This is a genomic window from Microbacterium sp. LWO14-1.2 (assembly GCF_038397715.1).
Classification (GTDB): domain Bacteria; phylum Actinomycetota; class Actinomycetes; order Actinomycetales; family Microbacteriaceae; genus Microbacterium.
Map to the genome: position 1 here is coordinate 3,209,151 of NZ_CP151633.1, position 19,270 is coordinate 3,228,420.

General features: G+C 69.2%; 15 protein-coding genes, 1 rRNA gene and 1 riboswitch. Of the genes, 14 read left to right on the forward strand and 2 right to left on the reverse strand.

The annotated features are described in order from the left end of the window. Positions 1-27 precede the first annotated feature (27 nt). The 9 genes from MRBLWO14_RS15475 to argH all read left to right on the forward strand — a co-directional run bounded on the left by MRBLWO14_RS15475 (position 28) and on the right by argH (position 11,040). On the forward strand, positions 28-993 hold the full coding sequence (locus tag MRBLWO14_RS15475; RefSeq protein WP_341933988.1) for an NAD-dependent epimerase/dehydratase family protein: 966 nt from the start codon (positions 28-30) through the stop codon (positions 991-993). A 23-nt stretch (positions 994-1,016) separates the two neighbouring features. Then, positions 1,017-1,110: riboswitch (TPP riboswitch) on the forward strand. Next, entirely contained in the window at positions 1,101-1,949 is an 849-nt protein-coding gene (gene thiM, locus MRBLWO14_RS15480; RefSeq protein WP_341933989.1) for a hydroxyethylthiazole kinase, read from the forward strand. Its footprint overlaps the riboswitch before it by 10 nt. After that, the gene (locus MRBLWO14_RS15485; RefSeq protein WP_341933990.1) at positions 1,946-4,105 is read left to right on the forward strand and encodes a bifunctional hydroxymethylpyrimidine kinase/phosphomethylpyrimidine kinase; all 2,160 of its coding nucleotides are present in this window, start codon (positions 1,946-1,948) and stop codon (positions 4,103-4,105) included. Before thiM ends, MRBLWO14_RS15485 begins: the two co-directional genes overlap by 4 nt. A 238-nt stretch (positions 4,106-4,343) precedes the next feature. Then, complete coding sequence (gene argC / locus MRBLWO14_RS15490; protein WP_341933991.1) at positions 4,344-5,408, forward strand: N-acetyl-gamma-glutamyl-phosphate reductase; 1,065 nt, start codon at positions 4,344-4,346, stop codon at positions 5,406-5,408. Next, complete coding sequence (argJ, locus tag MRBLWO14_RS15495) at positions 5,405-6,562, forward strand: bifunctional glutamate N-acetyltransferase/amino-acid acetyltransferase ArgJ (RefSeq protein WP_341933992.1); 1,158 nt, start codon at positions 5,405-5,407, stop codon at positions 6,560-6,562. The genes argC and argJ overlap by 4 nt, the downstream gene beginning before the upstream one ends. Continuing rightward, a complete protein-coding gene (argB, locus tag MRBLWO14_RS15500) occupies positions 6,559-7,476 on the forward strand; it encodes an acetylglutamate kinase (RefSeq protein ID WP_341933993.1) in 918 nt (305 codons plus the stop codon). Before argJ ends, argB begins: the two co-directional genes overlap by 4 nt. Then, entirely contained in the window at positions 7,473-8,684 is a 1,212-nt protein-coding gene (locus MRBLWO14_RS15505) for an acetylornithine transaminase (RefSeq protein ID WP_341933994.1), read from the forward strand. Before argB ends, MRBLWO14_RS15505 begins: the two co-directional genes overlap by 4 nt. Continuing rightward, positions 8,681-9,610 (forward strand): ornithine carbamoyltransferase, encoded by a 930-nt coding sequence (argF, locus tag MRBLWO14_RS15510; protein WP_341933995.1) that lies wholly within the window; start codon positions 8,681-8,683, stop codon positions 9,608-9,610. Before MRBLWO14_RS15505 ends, argF begins: the two co-directional genes overlap by 4 nt. Next, complete coding sequence (argH, locus tag MRBLWO14_RS15515; RefSeq protein WP_341933996.1) at positions 9,610-11,040, forward strand: argininosuccinate lyase; 1,431 nt, start codon at positions 9,610-9,612, stop codon at positions 11,038-11,040. The genes argF and argH overlap by 1 nt, the downstream gene beginning before the upstream one ends. A gap of 55 nt (positions 11,041-11,095) precedes the next feature. Here argH and MRBLWO14_RS15520 read toward each other — a convergent pair whose 3' ends face one another. Then, positions 11,096-11,683, reverse strand: coding sequence for a DUF1349 domain-containing protein (locus MRBLWO14_RS15520; RefSeq protein ID WP_341933997.1), 588 nt, complete (start codon positions 11,681-11,683; stop codon positions 11,096-11,098). 59 nt (positions 11,684-11,742) lie between these two features. On the opposite strand from MRBLWO14_RS15520, the gene MRBLWO14_RS15525 reads away from it, so the two are divergent. The 4 genes from MRBLWO14_RS15525 (at position 11,743) to MRBLWO14_RS15540 (ending at position 15,493) form a co-directional block, all read left to right on the forward strand. Then, on the forward strand, positions 11,743-12,387 hold the full coding sequence (locus MRBLWO14_RS15525; protein WP_341933998.1) for a SatD family protein: 645 nt from the start codon (positions 11,743-11,745) through the stop codon (positions 12,385-12,387). Beyond that, positions 12,384-13,223, forward strand: a complete 840-nt coding sequence (locus tag MRBLWO14_RS15530; protein ID WP_341933999.1) for a hypothetical protein — start codon at positions 12,384-12,386, stop codon at positions 13,221-13,223. Before MRBLWO14_RS15525 ends, MRBLWO14_RS15530 begins: the two co-directional genes overlap by 4 nt. Before the next feature lie 77 nt (positions 13,224-13,300). Then, positions 13,301-14,602 carry a tyrosine--tRNA ligase gene (gene tyrS, locus MRBLWO14_RS15535; RefSeq protein ID WP_341934000.1) on the forward strand — a complete coding sequence of 434 codons (1,302 nt, stop codon included), beginning with the start codon at positions 13,301-13,303 and terminating at the stop codon, positions 14,600-14,602. Positions 14,603-14,686: 84 nt separating this feature from the next. Continuing rightward, positions 14,687-15,493 (forward strand): DUF4184 family protein, encoded by an 807-nt coding sequence (locus MRBLWO14_RS15540; RefSeq protein ID WP_341934001.1) that lies wholly within the window; start codon positions 14,687-14,689, stop codon positions 15,491-15,493. Here the strand turns inward: MRBLWO14_RS15540 and MRBLWO14_RS15545 are convergent. Next, positions 15,478-16,827, reverse strand: a complete 1,350-nt coding sequence (locus tag MRBLWO14_RS15545; protein WP_341934002.1) for a CoA transferase — start codon at positions 16,825-16,827, stop codon at positions 15,478-15,480. The genes MRBLWO14_RS15540 and MRBLWO14_RS15545 overlap by 16 nt on opposite strands. Before the next feature lie 589 nt (positions 16,828-17,416). On the opposite strand from MRBLWO14_RS15545, the gene MRBLWO14_RS15550 reads away from it, so the two are divergent. Continuing rightward, positions 17,417-18,941: ribosomal RNA gene (locus MRBLWO14_RS15550) — 16S ribosomal RNA — on the forward strand. The last annotated feature ends 329 nt before the right edge of the window (positions 18,942-19,270 follow it).

Below are 19,270 nucleotides of genomic sequence, written 5' to 3' on the forward strand. Positions count from 1 at the left end.
CGCCTCGGATCCTGATGACATGAGGGCATGACGGATGTGCTGATCCTCGGCGGAACCGGGTGGTTGTCCGGTCGCATCGCGCAGCGCTGGCTGCTCTCGGGCGCTGCGGTGACGTGCCTCGCGCGGGGTGGGCGCCCTGCGCCGCCGGGCGCGACGCTGATGCTCGGCGACCGTGACGACTCCGCCGTCTACGACGTGGTGTCGCGCAGGGACTGGGATCAGGTCGTCGATGTGTCGTCCCGCGCAGACCACGTGAGCGCGGCGGTCGCCGCGCTCGGTGCGCGAGCGGGTCGCTGGACGTACGTGTCCTCGGTCTCGGTGTATGCCGATGACGAGGAGGAGGATGCCGATGAGTCCGCCGCGCTGGTCGCGGCCGCCGAGTCGCTGAGCGACGATTACGGCGCTCAGAAGGTCGCCGCCGAGAACGCCGTCCGCCGGCTCGGGGAGGATCGGACGCTGGTGGTCAGGCCCGGGCTGATCGTGGGCGACGGCGACCCGAGCGATCGTTTCGGCTACTGGGCTGCGGCGTTCCTCCGGGCGCGCGCCGAACCCGTGCTCGTGCCCTTCGCCGGCGGCAGGGATGCGCAGGTCATCGATGTCGACGACCTCGCGGAGTTCGTCGTGACGACCACGGCCACCGGCGTCGTGAACGCGATCGGCGACCGGCATCCGCTCACCGACGTGCTCGCCCTGTTCCGTTCCGCCGCGCAGCACGAGGGCGACACCGTGGAGGCCGCGGACGACTGGCTGGCCGCACAGGGTGTCGACTACTGGATGGGGGAGCGGTCGCTCCCGCTCTGGCTGCCCGCCGATATGACGGGGTTCATGCGTCGCTCGAACCAGCGCTACCGTGCGGCGGGCGGCGGCCTCCGATCGCTCGAGGAGACGATCGCGACGGTCATCGCCGACGAGGACCGGCGGGGCGTCGACCGCTCGCGTCGCGCCGGACTCACGCGCGACGACGAACTCGCCCTCCTTCGCCTCCTGAACTGAGCGGAGGCGATCGCTAGACTGCGAGCAGTGACACGGGGTGCCGCATCCGCGGCTGAGAACACACCCGTCGAACCTGATCTAGTTCGTACTAGCGAAGGGATGTCGCGATGAGCGATCGTCTGCGCCCGCAATCCGAATCGACCGTCACCGGTCCAGCCGCGGAGCTGCTCTCCGCATTGCGTCAGGCCCCACCGCTGACGCACTGCATCACGAACACGGTGGTCACCGGGTTCACCGCCAACGTGCTGCTCGCTCTCGGTGCAGCGCCGGCGATGGTCGACATCGTCGACGAGGCCGGCCCGTTCGCGCGGGTCGCCTCGGGGATGCTGGTCAACCTGGGGACCCCCACACCCGAACAGCGCGAAGCGAGCCGCGAGGCGGTCGCCGCGGCATCCGCCTCCGGCACGCCCTGGGTGCTCGACCCGGTGGCTATCGGCGCACTGCCTGTACGGACGGCCCTGGCCAGGGAGCTCGCGGCGTCGCGGCCGACCGCCATCCGCGGCAACGCCTCGGAGATCCTCGCGCTCGCCGGGCTGAGCGAAGGGGGACGCGGGGTCGACGCGGTCGACACGCCGGATGCGGCAGCGGATGCCGCGGCCTTTCTCGCGGAGAGATTCGGCAGCGTCGTCGCGGTCTCCGGTGCGGTCGACCTCCTGACCGACGGCAGACGGACGCTGCGCATCGCCAACGGTCATGAGCTGCTCACGCGCGTCACCGGGGGAGGGTGCGCGCTCGGGGCGGTCATGGCCGCGTTCCTCGGGACCGCCCGTTCCCTGCCGATCGACGCGCTCACCGCCGTCGCCTCCGCGAGCGTCGTCTACACGATCGCCGCGGAACGTGCGGCAGAGGGATCGGCGGGCCCCGGCAGCTTCGCGGTGGCCCTGCTCGACGCGGTCGCCGCCGTGCAGCCCGGCGACATCGCGGCCGCAGCACGCATCGAGGAGGTCGTGCGGTGATCGCCGACCTGTCGCTGTACCTCGTCACCGATCCCGACCTGTGCGGCCGTCGCGGCGTGGTCGAGACGGTGCGGCGCGCTGTCGCCGGAGGAGTGCGCATCGTCCAGCTCCGAGACAAGAACGCGACGGATGCTGAGACGGTCGCGCAGCTCGTCGCTCTGTCGCGGGTGATCGAGGGGCGCGCGCTCCTCGTCGTGAACGACCGGCTCGATGCAGCGCTCGCGGCGCGCGCGGCCGGAGCCCGCGTGGACGGCGTGCATCTCGGCCAGGGAGACGCCTCGGTGCGACGGGCGAGGGCGGAGCTGGGTCCGCACGCGCTGATCGGCCTCACGGCCAACACCTCCGAGCACCTCGACGACGCCCTCGCTCTTCCCGCGGGCACGGTCGACTACCTCGGTGTGGGCGTCATCCATCCGACCAGCACGAAACCGGATCACCCGCCCGCACTGGGCGTCGAGGGCTTCCGTGCGTTCGCTGCCCGGAGCCCGCTCCCGTGCGTGGCCATCGGCGGTGTCGGGCGCGCCGACGTGACCGCTCTGCGCGGTGCCGGTGCGGCAGGGGTCGCGGTGGTCTCGGCGCTGTGCGCGGCGAGCGATCCGGCATCCGCTGCGGCCGACCTTCTCGCGACGTGGCGATCCGCCGGCGTGCCCCGGGTGCTCTCCATCGCGGGCAGCGATCCGTCCGGCGGTGCGGGGATCCAAGCCGACCTCAAGTCGATCGCCGCGAACGGCGGGTACGGCATGGCGGCGATCACCGCGCTCACGGCGCAGAACACCCAGGGGGTGCGTGCAGTGCACGTGCCGCCTCCCCAGATGCTCCACGCACAGCTCGAGGCGCTCGCCGACGACATCGTGATCGACGCGGTCAAGATCGGGATGCTCGCGGACGCCGCCGTGATCGAGGTGGTCGGCGACTGGCTTCAGCGCGTCCGGCCGCCGATCGTCGTGCTCGACCCCGTCATGGTGGCCACCAGCGGCGACCGGCTGCTCGACCGGGCGGCCGAGACCGCGATGCGGAAGCTCGTCGAGCTGGCCGACATCGTGACCCCCAACCTCGCCGAGCTGGCCGCGCTGACCGGCGAGTCGATCGGCGGATGGGAGGACGCGCTCGCCGCGGCTGAGCGCTTCTCCCGCCGCGCCGGAGTCGCCGTGCTGGTGAAGGGCGGTCACCTGCCGGGCGATGCGGTACCCGACGCGCTGGTCGACGCGGGTGACGGCATGGTCCGCGAGTTCCCCGGCTCGCGAATCGCGACCGAGAACACGCACGGCACGGGATGCTCGCTCTCGTCCGCGCTCGCGACGCGGCTCGGCCGCGGGGAGGACCGGGAGACCGCCGTCGCCGCAGCCAGGGAATGGCTGCGCGAATCCCTGCGCTCCGGCGAACGGCTGCGCGTCGGCCGGGGGAACGGGCCCGTCGACCACTTCGCGGGCCTGTGGGCGCGGGCGGAGGTGACGGATGCCGAAGAGTCGAATCGACCCCGCCCCGGAGATGTCCGGCGCGAATGGTGGGAGAGCATCGCCGGCATCCGTTCCGGGATCGACGGTCTGCCCTTCGTCCGAGGACTGGCCGACGGCACGCTCCCGCGCGATGCCTTCCTCTTCTACCTGCAGCAGGACGCGCTCTATCTGCGCGACTACGCACGCGTGCTCGCCGAGGCGTCACGGCTCGCGCCGACCTCGGCCGAGCAGTCCTTCTGGGCCGACGCCGCCCACGGTGCGATCGCGGGAGAGCTCGAACTGCACGCCGCCTGGCTGACCCCCGAGCAGGGCGTGGATGCCGCGACGTTCGACGCCGCGCCGGCGCCCGCGACCACCGCGTACCTCGATCGTCTGAGGTCGATCGCGTTCGGCGGCGACTATGCCGAGCTCGTCGCGGCCGTCCTGCCGTGCTTCTGGCTGTACACCGACCTCGGTCACCGGCTCCATGCGGGGGAGTTCGGCGCCGCAGCGCGTGACCCCCGGCATCCGTACGCGTCGTGGCTCGCCACGTACGCGGATCCGGCGTTCGAGGAGGCGACGGAGCGGGCGATCACCTACACGATGTCGGCCGCAGCGGTTGCGGATGCCGGCACGCAGGCCCGCATGCGCCGCGCGTTCGAGGTCTCCAGCGCGCACGAGCTCGCGTTCTTCGCGGCGGGCACGAGCGGCCTCCTGTGACGCGGCAGATTTGCGCGCCGTGCGAGGCCCGCGCTATCGTCGCGACATGCCTTCGGCCGACTCCGCCACCCTGACGCTCGCTCCGAGCGTCATCGCTGTGCGCCGACGCCGCGGCGGCCGCCGACTGTAGGCGACCCCGCGCTCCTGCCTGCCCGGCGGTCGAGTGCCGGTGTCGCCGCCCCGGCCCCCGACACTGCACCCTGAGTTCCGCGAAGGGTCCGACCGTTAAGGTAGAAGCATGACGTATTCCGTCGCCGTCTCCGGCGCATCCGGCTACGCGGGCGGCGAGATCCTACGCCTCCTCGCCGCGCATCCCGACATCGAGATCCGCACCGTCACGGCGCACTCGAACGCCGGACAGCCGCTCGTCCAGCACCAGCCGCACCTGCGTTCACTCGCGCACCTCACGCTGCAGGACACGACCCCCGAGATCCTCGCCGGGCATGACATCGTGTTCCTCGCGCTGCCGCACGGCCAGTCCGGTCAGTACACGGATGCGCTCGGCGACACCCCGCTCGTGATCGACGCCGGCGCCGACCACCGGCTCACCTCGCAGGACGCGTGGGACGCGTTCTACGGCGGCGCGTTCCACGACGCCTGGACGTACGGGGTACCCGAGCTGCTCACGGGCGGCGCCAAGCAGCGCGAGAAGCTGCGCGGTGCGACGAGGATCGCCGCGCCGGGGTGCAACGCCTCGACCGTGAGCCTCAGCCTCGCGCCGGGAGTCGCCGCCGGCGTCATCGACCCTCGCGACATCGTCTCCGTGCTCGCCGTCGGCCCCTCGGGCGCCGGCAAGAGCCTGAAGACCAACCTGCTCGCGAGTGAGATCCTCGGCACGGCCAACCCCTACGCCGTGGGCGGCACCCACCGGCACATCCCGGAGATCCGTCAGGCGCTCGCCGCGGCATCCGGTCTCTCGCCGGAGGCGGCCGCCGACGGCATCCGCATCTCCTTCACGCCCGTGCTCGTGCCGATGTCGCGGGGGATCCTCGCGACGTCGACGGCGCCGATCGTCGAGGGCGTCACCGACGCCGAGATCCGCGCCGCCTGGGAGTCCGCGTACGGCGACGAGACGTTCGTGCAGCTGCTGCCGGCGGGCGAGTTCCCTCGCACAGCCGACGTGCTGGGCGCGAACACCGCTCTCATCGGACTCGCGATCGACCGCGCCGCCCAGCGCGTGACCGTCGTGACGGCCGTCGACAACCTCGTCAAGGGCACCGCCGGCGCAGCCGTGCAATCCATGAACCTCGCGCTGGGACTCCCTGAGTCCCGCGCCCTCTCAGTGAACGGAGTCGCGCCGTGAGCGTCACCGCCCCCGCAGGATTCGAAGCGGCGGGAGTCGCCGCCGGACTCAAGTCGACCGGCAAGCCCGACGTCGCCGTCGTCGTCAACCGCGGCCCTCGCAAGGTGGGCGCCGCCGTCTTCACGAGCAACCGCGCGAAGGCGAATCCCATCATCTGGTCGCAGCAGGCCGTGGCCGACCGGGTGGTCGAGGCCGTCGTGCTGAACTCGGGCGGAGCGAACTGCTTCACCGGCAGCTTCGGATTCCAGACCACGCATCAGACGGCCGAGAAGGCCGCCGAACTGCTGGGCGTCAGCGCGGGTGACGTGCTCGTCTGCTCGACCGGCCTCATCGGCGTGGGCGACGACGTCTTCCGCGGCAAGGTGCTCGCCGGCACGGAGCAGGCCATCGCCGAGCTCTCGGCCGACGGCGGACCCGTGGCGGCCGAGGCCATCATGACCACCGACAGCGTGTCGAAGACAGCGGTCGCCAGCCGCGACGGCTGGACCATCGGCGGGATGGCCAAGGGCGCAGGCATGCTCGCTCCCGGTCTCGCGACCATGCTCGTCGTCATCACGACGGATGCCGTGCTCGAGCCTCTGGAGGCCGACGCCGCGCTGCGGGCCGCGACGGGCCGCACGTTCGACCGCCTCGACTCCGACGGGTGCATGTCGACGAACGACCAGGTGACGCTGCTCGCCAACGGCGCCTCCGGCATCGCGCCGTCGCTCGACGACTTCGGTGCGGCCCTCCGGGAGCTGTGCCAGGAGCTCGCCGTCAAGCTGCAGGGCGACGCCGAGGGGGCGAGCCACGACATCACGATCGAGGTGCGCCACGCCGCGTCCGAGAGCGATGCCGTCGAGGTCGGCCGTTCCGTCGCCCGCAACAACCTGTTCAAGGCCGCGATCTTCGGCAACGACCCGAACTGGGGTCGCGTGCTCGCGGCGATCGGCACGACGAACGCGCAGTTCGACCCGTACGACGTGGACGTGTGGATGAACGGCGTCCGTGTCTGCAGCGAGGGCGGTCCCGATCGTCCGCGCGAGGAGGTCGACCTGACGCCGCGCGCCACGCACCTCGTCATCGATCTCAAGGTCGGCGACGAGACGGCGACGATCCTCACCAACGATCTCACCCACGACTACGTGCACGAGAACAGCGCCTACGCCTCATGACCGACATCCAGGACACCACGCCGGACGTCGCGGCCGTCAAGGCGTCGACGCTCATCGAATCCCTGCCGTGGCTGAAGAAGTTCCGCGATCAGATCGTCGTCGTCAAGTACGGCGGCAACGCGATGGTCTCGGACGAGCTGCAGGAGGCCTTCGCGCAGGACATCGCGTATCTGCGGTACGTGGGCGTGCTGCCGGTCGTCGTGCACGGCGGGGGACCGCAGATCTCGAACATGCTCGAGCGTCTCGAGATCCCCAGCGAGTTCAAGGGCGGCTACCGCGTCACCAACACGGAGGCCATCAGCGTCGTGCGGATGGTGCTCACCGGTCAGGTGAACCCGCAGCTCGTGTCGAAGATCAACTCGCACGGCCCGATCGCGACCGGTCTCAGCGGAGAGGATGCCGGACTCTTCGGGGGACGCCGCCGCGGGGTCGTCGTGGACGGGGAGGAGATCGATCTCGGACGCGTGGGCGACGTCGTGCAGGTCGATCCGACGCCGGTGCTCGACCACCTGACGGCAGGGCGGGTTCCCGTGGTCTCGAGCATCGCGCCCGACCTCGACCACCCCGGTCAGTCGCTCAACGTGAACGCCGACGCCGCGGCGGCCGCGCTCGCGGTGGCGCTCAGGGCGCGCAAGCTCGTGATTCTCACCGATGTGCCGGGGCTGTACGCCGACTGGCCGAACCGCGACTCGCTCGTCTCGCACCTCACCTCGGAGGCTCTCGTCGAGATGCTGCCGTCGCTCGAGTCGGGCATGATCCCGAAGATGCGCGCGTGCCTCGACGCGGTCGAGGGCGGCGTCGACGCCGCAGCGATCATCGACGGACGAGTACCGCACTCGGTGCTCGTCGAGCTCTTCACGAGCAAGGGAATCGGAACAGAAGTGGTCAAGGGAAGCGCAGGGACGACGGCATGAGCAACTGGCAGGACGACGCGGAGAACGACCTGGTCCTCAACGCGGGACGCCGACTCGCTCTCCTCACGCGCGGAGAGGGTTCGTACCTCTGGGATTCGGAGGGCACCCGGCACCTCGACTTCCTCGCCGGTATCGCGGTGACCTCGCTCGGTCACGCGCACCCGGTGTTCGTGGACGCCGTCGCCACCCAGGCGGCGACCCTCGCACACGTCTCCAACTACTTCGCGACGCCGCCGCAGCTGGCTCTCGCCGCCCGCCTCAAGCGTCTCGCGGGCGCCGGCATCGAGGGCCGCGTGTTCTTCTCCAACTCGGGAGCCGAGGCGAACGAGGCGGCTTTCAAGCTCGCCCGTCTGCACGGAGGAGCCGACAGGCCGCGCATCATCGCTCTCGAGAACGGCTTCCACGGCCGCACGATGGGGTCGCTCGCGCTCACGGCGAAACCCGCGATGCGGGCCCCCTTCGAACCCATGCCGGGGGGAGTCGAGCACATCCCCGCCACCGTCGACGCGCTGGAGGCGGCACTCGACGACCGCGTCGCCGCCGTCATCGTCGAACCGATCCAGGGAGAGGCGGGCGTCGTCGAACTGCCCGAGGGGTACCTGCAGGCCGCACGGTCGCTGACGCTGGCGCACGGTGCCCTGCTCATCGTCGACGAGATCCAGACGGGCGCTGGGCGCACCGGCGCCTGGTTCGGCTTCAGTCACGAGGGCATCATCCCCGACGCCATCACGCTGGCCAAGGGCATCGGCGGAGGGTTCCCCATCGGCGCTCTCGTCACCTACGGTGCGGCCAGCTCGCTGTTCACGCCCGGTTCGCACGGATCGACGTTCGGCGGCAATCCGCTCGCCACCGCCGTGGCCGACGCGGTGCTCGCCGAGATCGAGCGCGCCGGCCTCGTCGACAATGCCGCCCGTCGTGGGCAGGAGCTGCGCGAGATCATCACGGGTCTCGACTCGCCCCTCGTCGCGGGGGTGCGCGGACGCGGCCTGCTGATCGGCGTCGAGCTCAGCGCTCCGGTCGCCGGAGACGTGGTGGCCGCCGCTCAGGCGCACGGCCTCATCGTCAATGCGGCCAACCCCGAGACCGTGCGCATCGCGCCCGCTCTCACGATCAGGGATGCCGAGCTCGCCGAGTTCCGCGACCTGTTCGCCGCCGCGCTCGCCGACGTCTCGGCATCCCTCACCGACTCCGGAAAGGCCCACGCATGACCCGCCACCTCCTTCGTGACGACGACCTGACCCCCGCGGAGCAGGCCGAGATCCTCGACCTCGCGATCGAGCTGAAGAAGGACCGCTGGGCGAACAAGGCTCTCGCGGGCCCGCAGACCGTCGCGGTGATCTTCGACAAGTCGTCGACGCGCACGCGGGTGTCGTTCGCGGTGGGCATCGCCGACCTCGGCGGATCGCCGCTGATCATCTCGACCGCGAACAGCCAGCTCGGCGGCAAGGAGACCCCCTCCGACACGGCGCGCGTGCTCGAGAGGCAGGTCGCCGCGATCGTGTGGCGCACCTACGCGCAGTCCGGCCTGGAGGAGATGGCGGCGGGGACCCGCGTGCCGGTCGTCAACGCGCTGTCCGACGACTTCCACCCGTGCCAGCTGCTCGCCGACCTGCTGACGATCCGCGAGCACAAGGGCGACTTGAAGGGCCTCACCCTGACGTTCTTCGGCGATGGACAGAGCAACATGGCGCACTCGTACGTGCTCGCCGGCGTCACCGCGGGGATGCACGTGCGCATCGCCTCGCCGGCCGACTACGCCCCGCGCGCCGATGTCGTCGAGGCGGCCGATCGGCGTGCGGCGGAGACCGGCGGCTCGATCACGCTCCTCACCGACCCGGTCGAGGCCGCGGCCGGAGCCGACGTCGTCGTGACCGACACCTGGGTGTCGATGGGCAAGGAGGAGGAGAAGCTCGCCCGCATCCGCGATCTCGGCGGCTACAAGGTGACCCCCGAGACCATGACGCTCGCCGACTCTGAGGCGATCTTCATCCACTGCCTCCCCGCTGACCGCGGGTACGAGGTCGACTCCGAGGTGATCGACGGTCCGCAGAGCGTGGTGTGGGACGAGGCCGAGAACCGCCTGCACGCCCAGAAGGCGCTGCTGGTGTGGCTGCTCGACAAGAAGGACGCGTGATGACCTCCTCCAAGAACGACGGGACCAACGAGGGCGCTCTCTGGGGAGCCCGATTCGCCAGCGGGCCGTCGCCCGAGCTGGTCGAGCTCAGCCGGTCGACCCACTTCGACTGGATCCTCGCGCCCTACGACATCGCGGGTTCGCACGCGCACGCGACGGCGCTCGAGGCGGCCGGGTATCTGGAGGCCGACGAGGCCGCGAAGATGCACGAGGGGCTGGATGCCGTGGCACGCAAGGTGGCCGACGGCACCCTCCGGCCCGTCCCCTCGGACGAGGACGTGCACGGCGCGCTGGAGCAGGCGCTGATCGCCGAGCTCGGCCCAGAGCTCGGCGGACGCCTCCGTGCCGGGCGCAGTCGCAACGATCAGATCGCGACGCTCGTGCGGATGTACCTGATCGACCACGCCCGTGTGATCGCACGCGACCTGCTCCGGGTGATCGATGCGCTCGTCGCCCAGGCGGAAGCGCATCCCGACGCGATCCTCCCCGGTCGCACGCATCTGCAGCACGCGCAGCCGGTCCTGCTCGCCCATCATCTGCAGGCCCACGCGTGGCCGCTGGTGCGCGAGCTCGAACGACTGGTCGACTGGCGCCGTCGCGCGGGTGTCTCCCCCTACGGCGGGGGAGCCCTCGCCGGCTCCACGCTCGGTCTGGATCCCGCTCTCGTGGCGCGGGAGCTCGGGCTCGACCGTCCGGCCGAGAACTCGCTCGACGGCACGGCCGCGCGGGACGTGGTTGCCGAGTTCGCGTTCATCACGGCGATGACGGGCGTCGATCTGTCGCGTCTGAGCGAGGAGATCATCCTCTGGAACACGCGCGAGTTCGGCTTCGTGACCCTGCACGACGGCTACTCGACCGGGTCGAGCATCATGCCGCAGAAGAAGAACCCCGACATCGCCGAGCTCGCGCGCGGCAAGTCCGGCCGCCTGATCGGCAACCTGTCCGGTCTGCTGGCGACGCTCAAGGGGCTGCCGCTCGCGTACAACCGCGACCTGCAGGAGGACAAGGAGCCCGTCTTCGACTCCGTGCAGACGCTCGAGGTCGTGCTGCCGGCGTTCGCGGGCATGATCGCGACGCTGCGCTTCGACACCGAGCGCATGGCCGCGCTGGCGCCGGAGGGCTTCTCGCTCGCGACGGATGTCGCGGAGTGGCTCGTGAAGCGACGGGTGCCGTTCCGCGACGCTCACGAGATCTCGGGTGCGCTGGTGCGTGCGTGCGAGGAGCAGGGGATCGGGCTCGAGGATGCCTCGGACGAGCTGCTGCAGTCGGTGTCGCCGCACCTCTCGCCCGAGGTGCGAGAGGTGCTCACGATCGAAGGTTCGGTGGCCTCGCGCACGGGCGCGGGCGGCACGGCCCCCGTGCGGGTCGCCGAGCAGCGCGCGGAGCTCGTCGCAAGGGCCCAGGCCGCAGCGCACGCACTCGGGCTCTGACGCGGCGTTCGTCGCGCGCTTCCGGTCGCCGGCGTGCGTCGCAGCCGCGCCCGTGTCAGTGCAGCGCCTCGTCGGCGGCCGACCGCGTCCAGCGGGTGAACGTGACGGTGAGCCCGGCGCGCGTCGGTGCGGCGAGGAAGGGGCCGGCGGATGCGGTCGCCTCGCCGTCGAACGGGGCGACCCGCACGAGTCGCCACGGTCCGTCATCGGCGCGGGCCCGGACGATGACGGCATCCGCCCATCGACTCACCCGCACGGTGATCTCGCTGTCGAGCCAGTCGTCGACGTGGCCCACCGACCAGTCGGAGCGGATGGCGGTCACGACGGCGCCCAGTCCGAGGTGGCCGTCGGCGTACTCGACGCCGGCTTTGACCCAGTGCTCGTCGTCGGCTCGGACGAAGACCCCGGCCTGATCGAACTGGCCGCTCCAGGGCGCGCGGAAGGACACCTCGACGGCCTCACCCACGCCGAGCGGTGCGAGCAGCGCGTGCTCGGTGTCGTGCACGAAACCGTAGGCCGTGTGGCGCCAGGCGTCGCTGCCTTCGGCGGCGGTGACGTCGAGGCGGTCGTCGGGGGAGTGGATCGCGGCGGGCGCGGTGGTCCAGGTGCCCTGGGACCACGGGACGATGACTGAATCAGGCATATCCCCACCTTATAGCCATATAAGGCATAAAACTAGACTATGCGTGATATGGTTATCCCATGGTCATCGCCGTGGTCGCCGACATCGTGGGCTCTCGCAAGCTCGACGATCGCTCCGCCGCGCAGCGCGTGCTCGACCAGACGATCTCGCTCGTCGAGGGCGACCTGCCGCTCGCGAGTCAGCCGCTCACGCCTACGGTAGGCGACGAGCAGCAGGGCGTCTACCGATCCCTCGAAGACGCATTGGTCTCCCTGCTCATGATCCAGCTGCGTCTGCCTGACGGGATCGGCTTCCGATTCGGCATCGGCATCGGAGCGGTCAGCACGGTGGAGTCCGTGCACGGCGAACTCGCCGACGGCCCCGGCTGGTATGCGGCGCGCGCGGCGATCGAGACCGTGCACGCCAAGGAGGGGCGCGCCGTTCCGCGTTCGAGGACGTGGATTGTCGGTGCCCCCGGGCAGGATGAGGTGATGGAGAGCACGATCGCCGCGTCGAACGCGTACCTGCTCGTGCGCGACGAGCTCGTCGGCGCGATGTCCGAACGCGAACGCCGGCTCACCTACGGGCGCCTGATCGGTCGTTCCCAACTCGACCTCGCCGACGAAGAGGGGATCACGCAGCCGAGCGTGTCCAAGTCGCTGCGGAACGCGGGCAGCGCCGCGATCCTCGACGGGGTCGCCGCCATCAGGGGAGGCAGCGCATGATCCTCGCCGGTTTCGCCCTGCTCGCCGTCGGAGCCGCCGACCTCGTGCGGCAGTTCGCGCCGCGGCGCTGGATCGGCTATCTGACCGTCGCGATCATCCTGCTGTTCCTCGGCAGCGTGAGCGATGCGCTGCTCCCGATGATCGCCGCGCTGGCGATCGGTGCGCTGTGGGTGTGGAGCATGCCCTCCGAGCGTCGCGCGCCACGGGGATTCTGGCCGGCCGCGCTCTTCGGCATTCTCGTCATCGGTGCCGTCGTCTGGCTCGGCCCCCGCCGGGAGACCGGCTTGATCGGCAGGATCTGGGAGCTGCGATCTCCTTTCGGCGAGATCCCCTTCGATCTCGCGGTGCTCGCCTTCGGCGCCGGCGTGTTCCTGCTCGAATCCGCGAATCTCGTCGTGCGCGCGGCGCTCGACGGCGAACACACCTGGCGACCGGTCGACATCGTCCGACCGGTCACTGCGACGGAGTCCGACCCCGCCGCGACGTTGTCGACGGCGGCGATGCCGACGGCGGTGACGGCCGCCGAGACGACGGACGCCGTGGCCGACCCGGTCGCCCTCACCGGAGCGACCGGACCGGTCGACCCCCGCAGCGGGTTCAAGGGCGGTCGGCTGATCGGTCCGCTCGAGCGGATCCTCGTGCTGATCCTCACCCTCGCCGCGGCGTATCCCATCCTCGCCGCCATGCTCGCCGCGAAGGGCATCGTCCGATTCCCCGAGATCTCCCGCGACGGCGAGACGGGTGCCAGGGCGGAGTACTTCCTCGTGGGCAGCCTCGTCAGCTGGGTCATCGCTCTCGGTGCGGCGTTCCTCGTGTGGTGGGCCGCGCACAGCTGAGCGTCCCGCTCGCGGCGGCCCTGGGGGTGGCGGCGTGACGCGATTCTCGGCGGTCGTGCGCTGATAGCCTGGAAAGCGTGTCGAATTCCGCTCTGACGACCGCGACGCCGGCGATCGACCCCACGTTCGAGAACGTGTGGGACGAACTGGTGTGGCGCGGCCTCGTCCACGTGTCCACCGATCAGGAGGCGCTGCGCGCCCTTCTCGCCGGGGACCCGATCACGTATTACTGCGGCTTCGACCCGACGGCGCCCAGCCTGCACCTCGGCAATCTCGTGCAGCTGCTCACCCTGCGCCGCATCCAGCTCGCCGGACACAAGCCCCTCGGGCTGGTCGGCGGCTCGACCGGACTCATCGGCGACCCCCGACCGACGGCCGAACGCACGCTGAACACGCGTGAGACGGTGGGCGAATGGGTCGACCGGCTGCGCGCGCAGGTCGAGCGCTACCTGAGCTTCGAGGGTGACAACGCCGCGCGCATCGTCAACAACCTCGACTGGACGGCGCCGCTGTCGGCGATCGACTTCCTCCGCGAGATCGGCAAGCACTACCGTGTCGGCACGATGCTCAAGAAGGATGCCGTCGCCGCGCGCCTCAACTCCGACGCGGGCATCAGCTACACCGAGTTCAGCTACCAGATCCTGCAGGGTATGGACTTCCTCGAGCTTTACCGCCAGTACGACTGTGTGCTGCAGACCGGCGGGTCGGATCAGTGGGGCAACCTCACGAGCGGCACGGATCTCATCCACCGCGTCGAGGGCGTCTCCGTGCATGCCATCGGTACGCCGCTGATCACCAACAGCGACGGCACGAAGTTCGGCAAGAGCGAGGGCAACGCGATCTGGCTCGACCCGGAGATGTGCAGTCCCTACCGGATGTACCAGTTCTGGCTGAGCACGGCGGATGCCGACGTGATCGACCGCCTGAAGGTGTTCACGTTCCTCAGCCGCGCCGAGATCGAGGAGTACGCTGCGCTCGTCGAGACCGAGCCGTTCCGCCGCGCGGCGCAGAAGCGTCTGGCCCTAGAGGTGGTCGCCACCGTGCACGGCCTCGACGCGGCGGCGGCCGTGATCGCGGCATCCGAGGCGCTGTTCGGCCAGGGAGATCTGACGACGCTCGACGCGGCGACTCTGCGCACGGCGCTCGAGGAGCTGCCGAACACGTCGGTCGTGTCGGGCGAGCCGGTCGTCGAGGCTCTGGTCGCGACCGGTCTCGTGTCGAGCCTCTCGGAGGCGAGGCGCGCGATCGCGCAGGGCGGAGTCTCGCTCGACGGCGTCCGCGTCGACGACGAGGCCGCGACCGTGCAGGGCTCCCTCCCCGGTGGGGTCTCGGTGCTGCGACGCGGCAAGAAGACCCTCGCCGGCGTCTTCGTCTCCTGATCCGATCATGACGGCGATGGCCTGGGATGTTCCCAGGCCATCGCCGTTAGGCTTCACGCGTTCGCCGCTCGACAGGAGACCGCCATGCCGTTCACGCCGAGCCATGCGCTGGTGGCGCTGCCCTTCATCCGGACGCCGCTGGTCCCTGCAGCCATCGCGATCGGCGCCATGACGCCGGATCTGCCGTTGTTCCTCCGGGGCGTCGGCCTCGACTACGGGTTCACGCACGATGTCGCGAACATCCCGTGGACGGCCGTGGTCGCTTTCGCGCTGTTCCTCGTCTGGCGTGTGGTCCTGCGCCCCGGCGTGGGGGAGCTCCTGCCCCTCGCCGTCTCCCGCAGACTGCCCAGGGACTGGTCGACGACCGGTGCCGCTGCTGTCCGCGCCGCTGTGCTCGGGATGCCGCGGCGCCCGCTGTATCCCGTGGTGCTGGCGGTGTCTCTCGTGCTCGGCGTGCTGTCGCACATCGTCTGGGATCTGTTCACGCACGAGGGGCGATGGGGAGTCGCCGCGTTCCCGGTCCTCGACGAGATGTGGGGCCCGCTCACCGGGTACAAGTGGCTGCAGCACGGGTCGAGCATCCTCGGCCTGGTCGGCATCGGGGTATGGATGCTGCTGCGGCTCGATCGTGCCGAGGAGCGTGACGACGTCGTGCGGTCGGTGCCCGCCGCGATCCGTCTCGCCTGGTGGATCTCGCTGCCTGCTCTTCTGGTGGCTGCCGTGGTCGTCGGCTACGCCCTCTTCGGCCCGTTCACCGAGGACTTCACCGTCCAGCATCTCGCCTATCGGGTGCTGCCACCGGCCTGTGCGCTCTGGGGAGCAGCGACGCTGGCGCTGTGTCTCTCGGTGCCGCTGTTCCGTCGGTTCCGTCGCGCTCACCAGCGCGGCTGATCGCGCCCCCATCGGCGCGGGGGCGCGAACTCGACCCCGGGAAGCGCCGGTCGCGCCGTCGTGAGGCGGAGCCCGTCGATGTCGAAGGCGGCGACGTGCGGGGCGGTGTCGAACTCGCCGACCGGCTGCGGCTCGTGCCGCCGCGGCATGGTGAGCAGTTCAGCGGCCACCCGGCGGAGCGAGGTGCTGATGTGCCACCCGCCGCCGGTCGCCTCACGGTGCCGGAGCGCGGCCACGATCGACGCGGCGAGCAGATAGCCGGCACTGTGGTCGAGAGCCTGGGCGGGCAGCACGCCGGGCCGGATGCCGTCGGGGGACTCGACCGCGGCGATCCCCGATTCCGCCTGCACGAGGCTGTCGAAACCGGCGCGGTCGGGCTGGTCGCGCCCCCACGCGCTGAGCTCGGCGACGACGAGGGACGGATGCCGCGCGAGGAGGTCGCCCGCAGTGAGGCCGAGGCGGGCGAGCGACGAGGGGCGGTAGCCGAGGACCACCACGTCCGCGTGTTCCAGCAGCTCCCGGAAGCGTTCCGTCCTGGCATCGAGGCGAGCGGAGCGCTTCCCCTGACCGGTGTCGAAGTGCTGCCACTCCGGCTCGGGAAGATGCGGAGGGTCCAGGCGCAGGACATCGGCTCCGAGCAGCGCGAGCGATCTCGTGCAGACGGGACCCGCGATGACACGCGTCAGGTCGAGCACACGGATGCCGTCCAGCGGCCGAGTTCCCGCGCCGATCCGCCCGGTGGCCGTGGTGATGGCGGTGGAGGTGGCGTTCACGGTGGAGCGGTCGGCGGTGCCCTCCATCTGCAGCAGGGGAGACCGACGGAGCTCATCGTCGACGGCCGGCTGCTCGGAACGGACCTGCACGGCGAGGCCGCCCGCGGCGACGACGGCGTCGACGACGTCCCGGGATGTCCTGTCTCTCACCGCCTCCTCGAGATCATGGGCGGAGGACTCGTCGCGCAGGGCGAGTCCGCTCCGCAGTGCGGCAGCGTGGTGGGGGTAGTTCGCATGGGTGCGGATCCAGCCGTCGGTTGTCTGCCAGAAGCCGGACAGCGGCGCCCAGACCGTCGGCGCCGTGCCGTCGATCGTGAGCACGCGGTCGCTGCGGTAGGACATCGCGATGCGGCGCGGGTCGGGGCGAGTGCGGATGCCGGTGAGCAGCCCGAGAGCGCGCACGCTGGACCAGGCGAGCTCCGCCGTGGCGAGTCGCGAGGGGAGCGGCACCTCGCCGGCCGACTCGAGGTGGTCGTCAGCCCCGCGGGGGCGGATACCGAGGTCCGTCCAGACGCGTTCCAGGAGGGCGGAGGCGGCAGCCGAGGAAGAGCGGGAGGACATCCTCAGATGGTACGACGGCGAGAGAGTCCGCGGTTTCGGCCCCTGGACTGGGGAAACGCCTGCGCGGATGCCGACGACACGCCCGGGCTGCCCCTCCCGATTTGCCAGACCCCCGGAATCCGCGTAACTTATTACTTGTTCGCCCCACAGGGAAGCGGAGAGGCCGAGAGCTTCACCCCCCTCAAGCGGAGAACCACCTCCCACATCCACTCACTTGTGAGAACTGACGCGTGCGTCTAGGATGGGAGATCCACCCCTTCTGCGGCTGTCATCAGCTGCGCAGCGGATCTGAGATCCGCGCCGCGCGCCGATTTGACAAGCGAGACAGGGTGGGTAAGATTGAGAAGTTGCCCTTCGGGCCTGACTGTGATGGTTGGGTCGGGGGAGCGTCCGATCCTTGAGAACTCAACAGCGTGCACTTGTCAAATGCCAAATAACCTCGTTCCTGCTTCGGCAGGGTGAGATTCCTTTGGATCAAAGACCAGCCCTTCGGGGTTGGCATTCGGATGAAGTCAGCAATGAATTTGTCTCTTTGGTCAGCATCAAACTCGCTGCGTCATCGTTTTCCCGGTGGTGTATGCATTTCTTTTTTACGGAGAGTTTGATCCTGGCTCAGGATGAACGCTGGCGGCGTGCTTAACACATGCAAGTCGAACGGTGAACACGGAGCTTGCTCTGTGGGATCAGTGGCGAACGGGTGAGTAACACGTGAGCAACCTGCCCCTGACTCTGGGATAAGCGCTGGAAACGGCGTCTAATACTGGATACGAGTAGCGGCCGCATGGTCAGTTACTGGAAAGATTTTTTGGTTGGGGATGGGCTCGCGGCCTATCAGCTTGTTGGTGAGGTAATGGCTCACCAAGGCGTCGACGGGTAGCCGGCCTGAGAGGGTGACCGGCCACACTGGGACTGAGACACGGCCCAGACTCCTACGGGAGGCAGCAGTGGGGAATATTGCACAATGGGCGGAAGCCTGATGCAGCAACGCCGCGTGAGGGATGACGGCCTTCGGGTTGTAAACCTCTTTTAGCAGGGAAGAAGCGAAAGTGACGGTACCTGCAGAAAAAGCGCCGGCTAACTACGTGCCAGCAGCCGCGGTAATACGTAGGGCGCAAGCGTTATCCGGAATTATTGGGCGTAAAGAGCTCGTAGGCGGTTTGTCGCGTCTGCTGTGAAATCCCGAGGCTCAACCTCGGGCCTGCAGTGGGTACGGGCAGACTAGAGTGCGGTAGGGGAGATTGGAATTCCTGGTGTAGCGGTGGAATGCGCAGATATCAGGAGGAACACCGATGGCGAAGGCAGATCTCTGGGCCGTAACTGACGCTGAGGAGCGAAAGGGTGGGGAGCAAACAGGCTTAGATACCCTGGTAGTCCACCCCGTAAACGTTGGGAACTAGTTGTGGGGTCCATTCCACGGATTCCGTGACGCAGCTAACGCATTAAGTTCCCCGCCTGGGGAGTACGGCCGCAAGGCTAAAACTCAAAGGAATTGACGGGGACCCGCACAAGCGGCGGAGCATGCGGATTAATTCGATGCAACGCGAAGAACCTTACCAAGGCTTGACATATACGAGAACGGGCCAGAAATGGTCAACTCTTTGGACACTCGTAAACAGGTGGTGCATGGTTGTCGTCAGCTCGTGTCGTGAGATGTTGGGTTAAGTCCCGCAACGAGCGCAACCCTCGTTCTATGTTGCCAGCACGTAATGGTGGGAACTCATGGGATACTGCCGGGGTCAACTCGGAGGAAGGTGGGGATGACGTCAAATCATCATGCCCCTTATGTCTTGGGCTTCACGCATGCTACAATGGCCGGTACAAAGGGCTGCAATACCGCGAGGTGGAGCGAATCCCAAAAAGCCGGTCCCAGTTCGGATTGAGGTCTGCAACTCGACCTCATGAAGTCGGAGTCGCTAGTAATCGCAGATCAGCAACGCTGCGGTGAATACGTTCCCGGGTCTTGTACACACCGCCCGTCAAGTCATGAAAGTCGGTAACACCTGAAGCCGGTGGCCTAACCCTTGTGGAGGGAGCCGTCGAAGGTGGGATCGGTAATTAGGACTAAGTCGTAACAAGGTAGCCGTACCGGAAGGTGCGGCTGGATCACCTCCTTTCTAAGGAGCATCTGACCCACGTTGTTCGTTGAATTGCGTGTTGTCCAGAACTCAGATCAGAGCGTTCGTCTCTGCTGGGAGCTCATGGGTGGAACATTTGACATGACATCAGCGCAGCTGATTTCTGCTAGTACGTCGCTTCGGTGGCTGGAACGTGGGGGTTGGTGAGCGGGGTGTCTGCACGCTGTTGGGTCCTGAGGGACCGGGCCGGCCCGTTGGGTCGAACTGGACCTCTGGGCCTTTCGTCGTCTCCCCGTGGTGGGAGGGGGTGAGGGGTACCGCCCGTACTTTGAGAACTACACAGTGGACGCGAGCATCTTGCAACAACT

Bases quoted from the DNA above. Each gene is read 5' to 3' on its own strand.
- MRBLWO14_RS15540 (WP_341934001.1), top strand. From the start codon at position 14,687: ATGCCGTTCACGCCGAGCCATGCGCTGGTGGCGCTGCCCTTCATCCGG.
- MRBLWO14_RS15525 (WP_341933998.1), top strand. From the start codon at position 11,743: ATGGTCATCGCCGTGGTCGCCGACATCGTGGGCTCTCGCAAGCTCGAC.
- MRBLWO14_RS15520 (WP_341933997.1), bottom strand. From the start codon at position 11,683: ATGCCTGATTCAGTCATCGTCCCGTGGTCCCAGGGCACCTGGACCACC.
- MRBLWO14_RS15545 (WP_341934002.1), bottom strand. From the start codon at position 16,827: ATGTCCTCCCGCTCTTCCTCGGCTGCCGCCTCCGCCCTCCTGGAACGC.
- thiM (WP_341933989.1), top strand. From the start codon at position 1,101: ATGAGCGATCGTCTGCGCCCGCAATCCGAATCGACCGTCACCGGTCCA.
- MRBLWO14_RS15475 (WP_341933988.1), top strand. From the start codon at position 28: ATGACGGATGTGCTGATCCTCGGCGGAACCGGGTGGTTGTCCGGTCGC.
- argB (WP_341933993.1), top strand. From the start codon at position 6,559: ATGACCGACATCCAGGACACCACGCCGGACGTCGCGGCCGTCAAGGCG.
- MRBLWO14_RS15530 (WP_341933999.1), top strand. From the start codon at position 12,384: ATGATCCTCGCCGGTTTCGCCCTGCTCGCCGTCGGAGCCGCCGACCTC.
- MRBLWO14_RS15505 (WP_341933994.1), top strand. From the start codon at position 7,473: ATGAGCAACTGGCAGGACGACGCGGAGAACGACCTGGTCCTCAACGCG.
- argF (WP_341933995.1), top strand. From the start codon at position 8,681: ATGACCCGCCACCTCCTTCGTGACGACGACCTGACCCCCGCGGAGCAG.
- argC (WP_341933991.1), top strand. From the start codon at position 4,344: ATGACGTATTCCGTCGCCGTCTCCGGCGCATCCGGCTACGCGGGCGGC.
- argH (WP_341933996.1), top strand. From the start codon at position 9,610: ATGACCTCCTCCAAGAACGACGGGACCAACGAGGGCGCTCTCTGGGGA.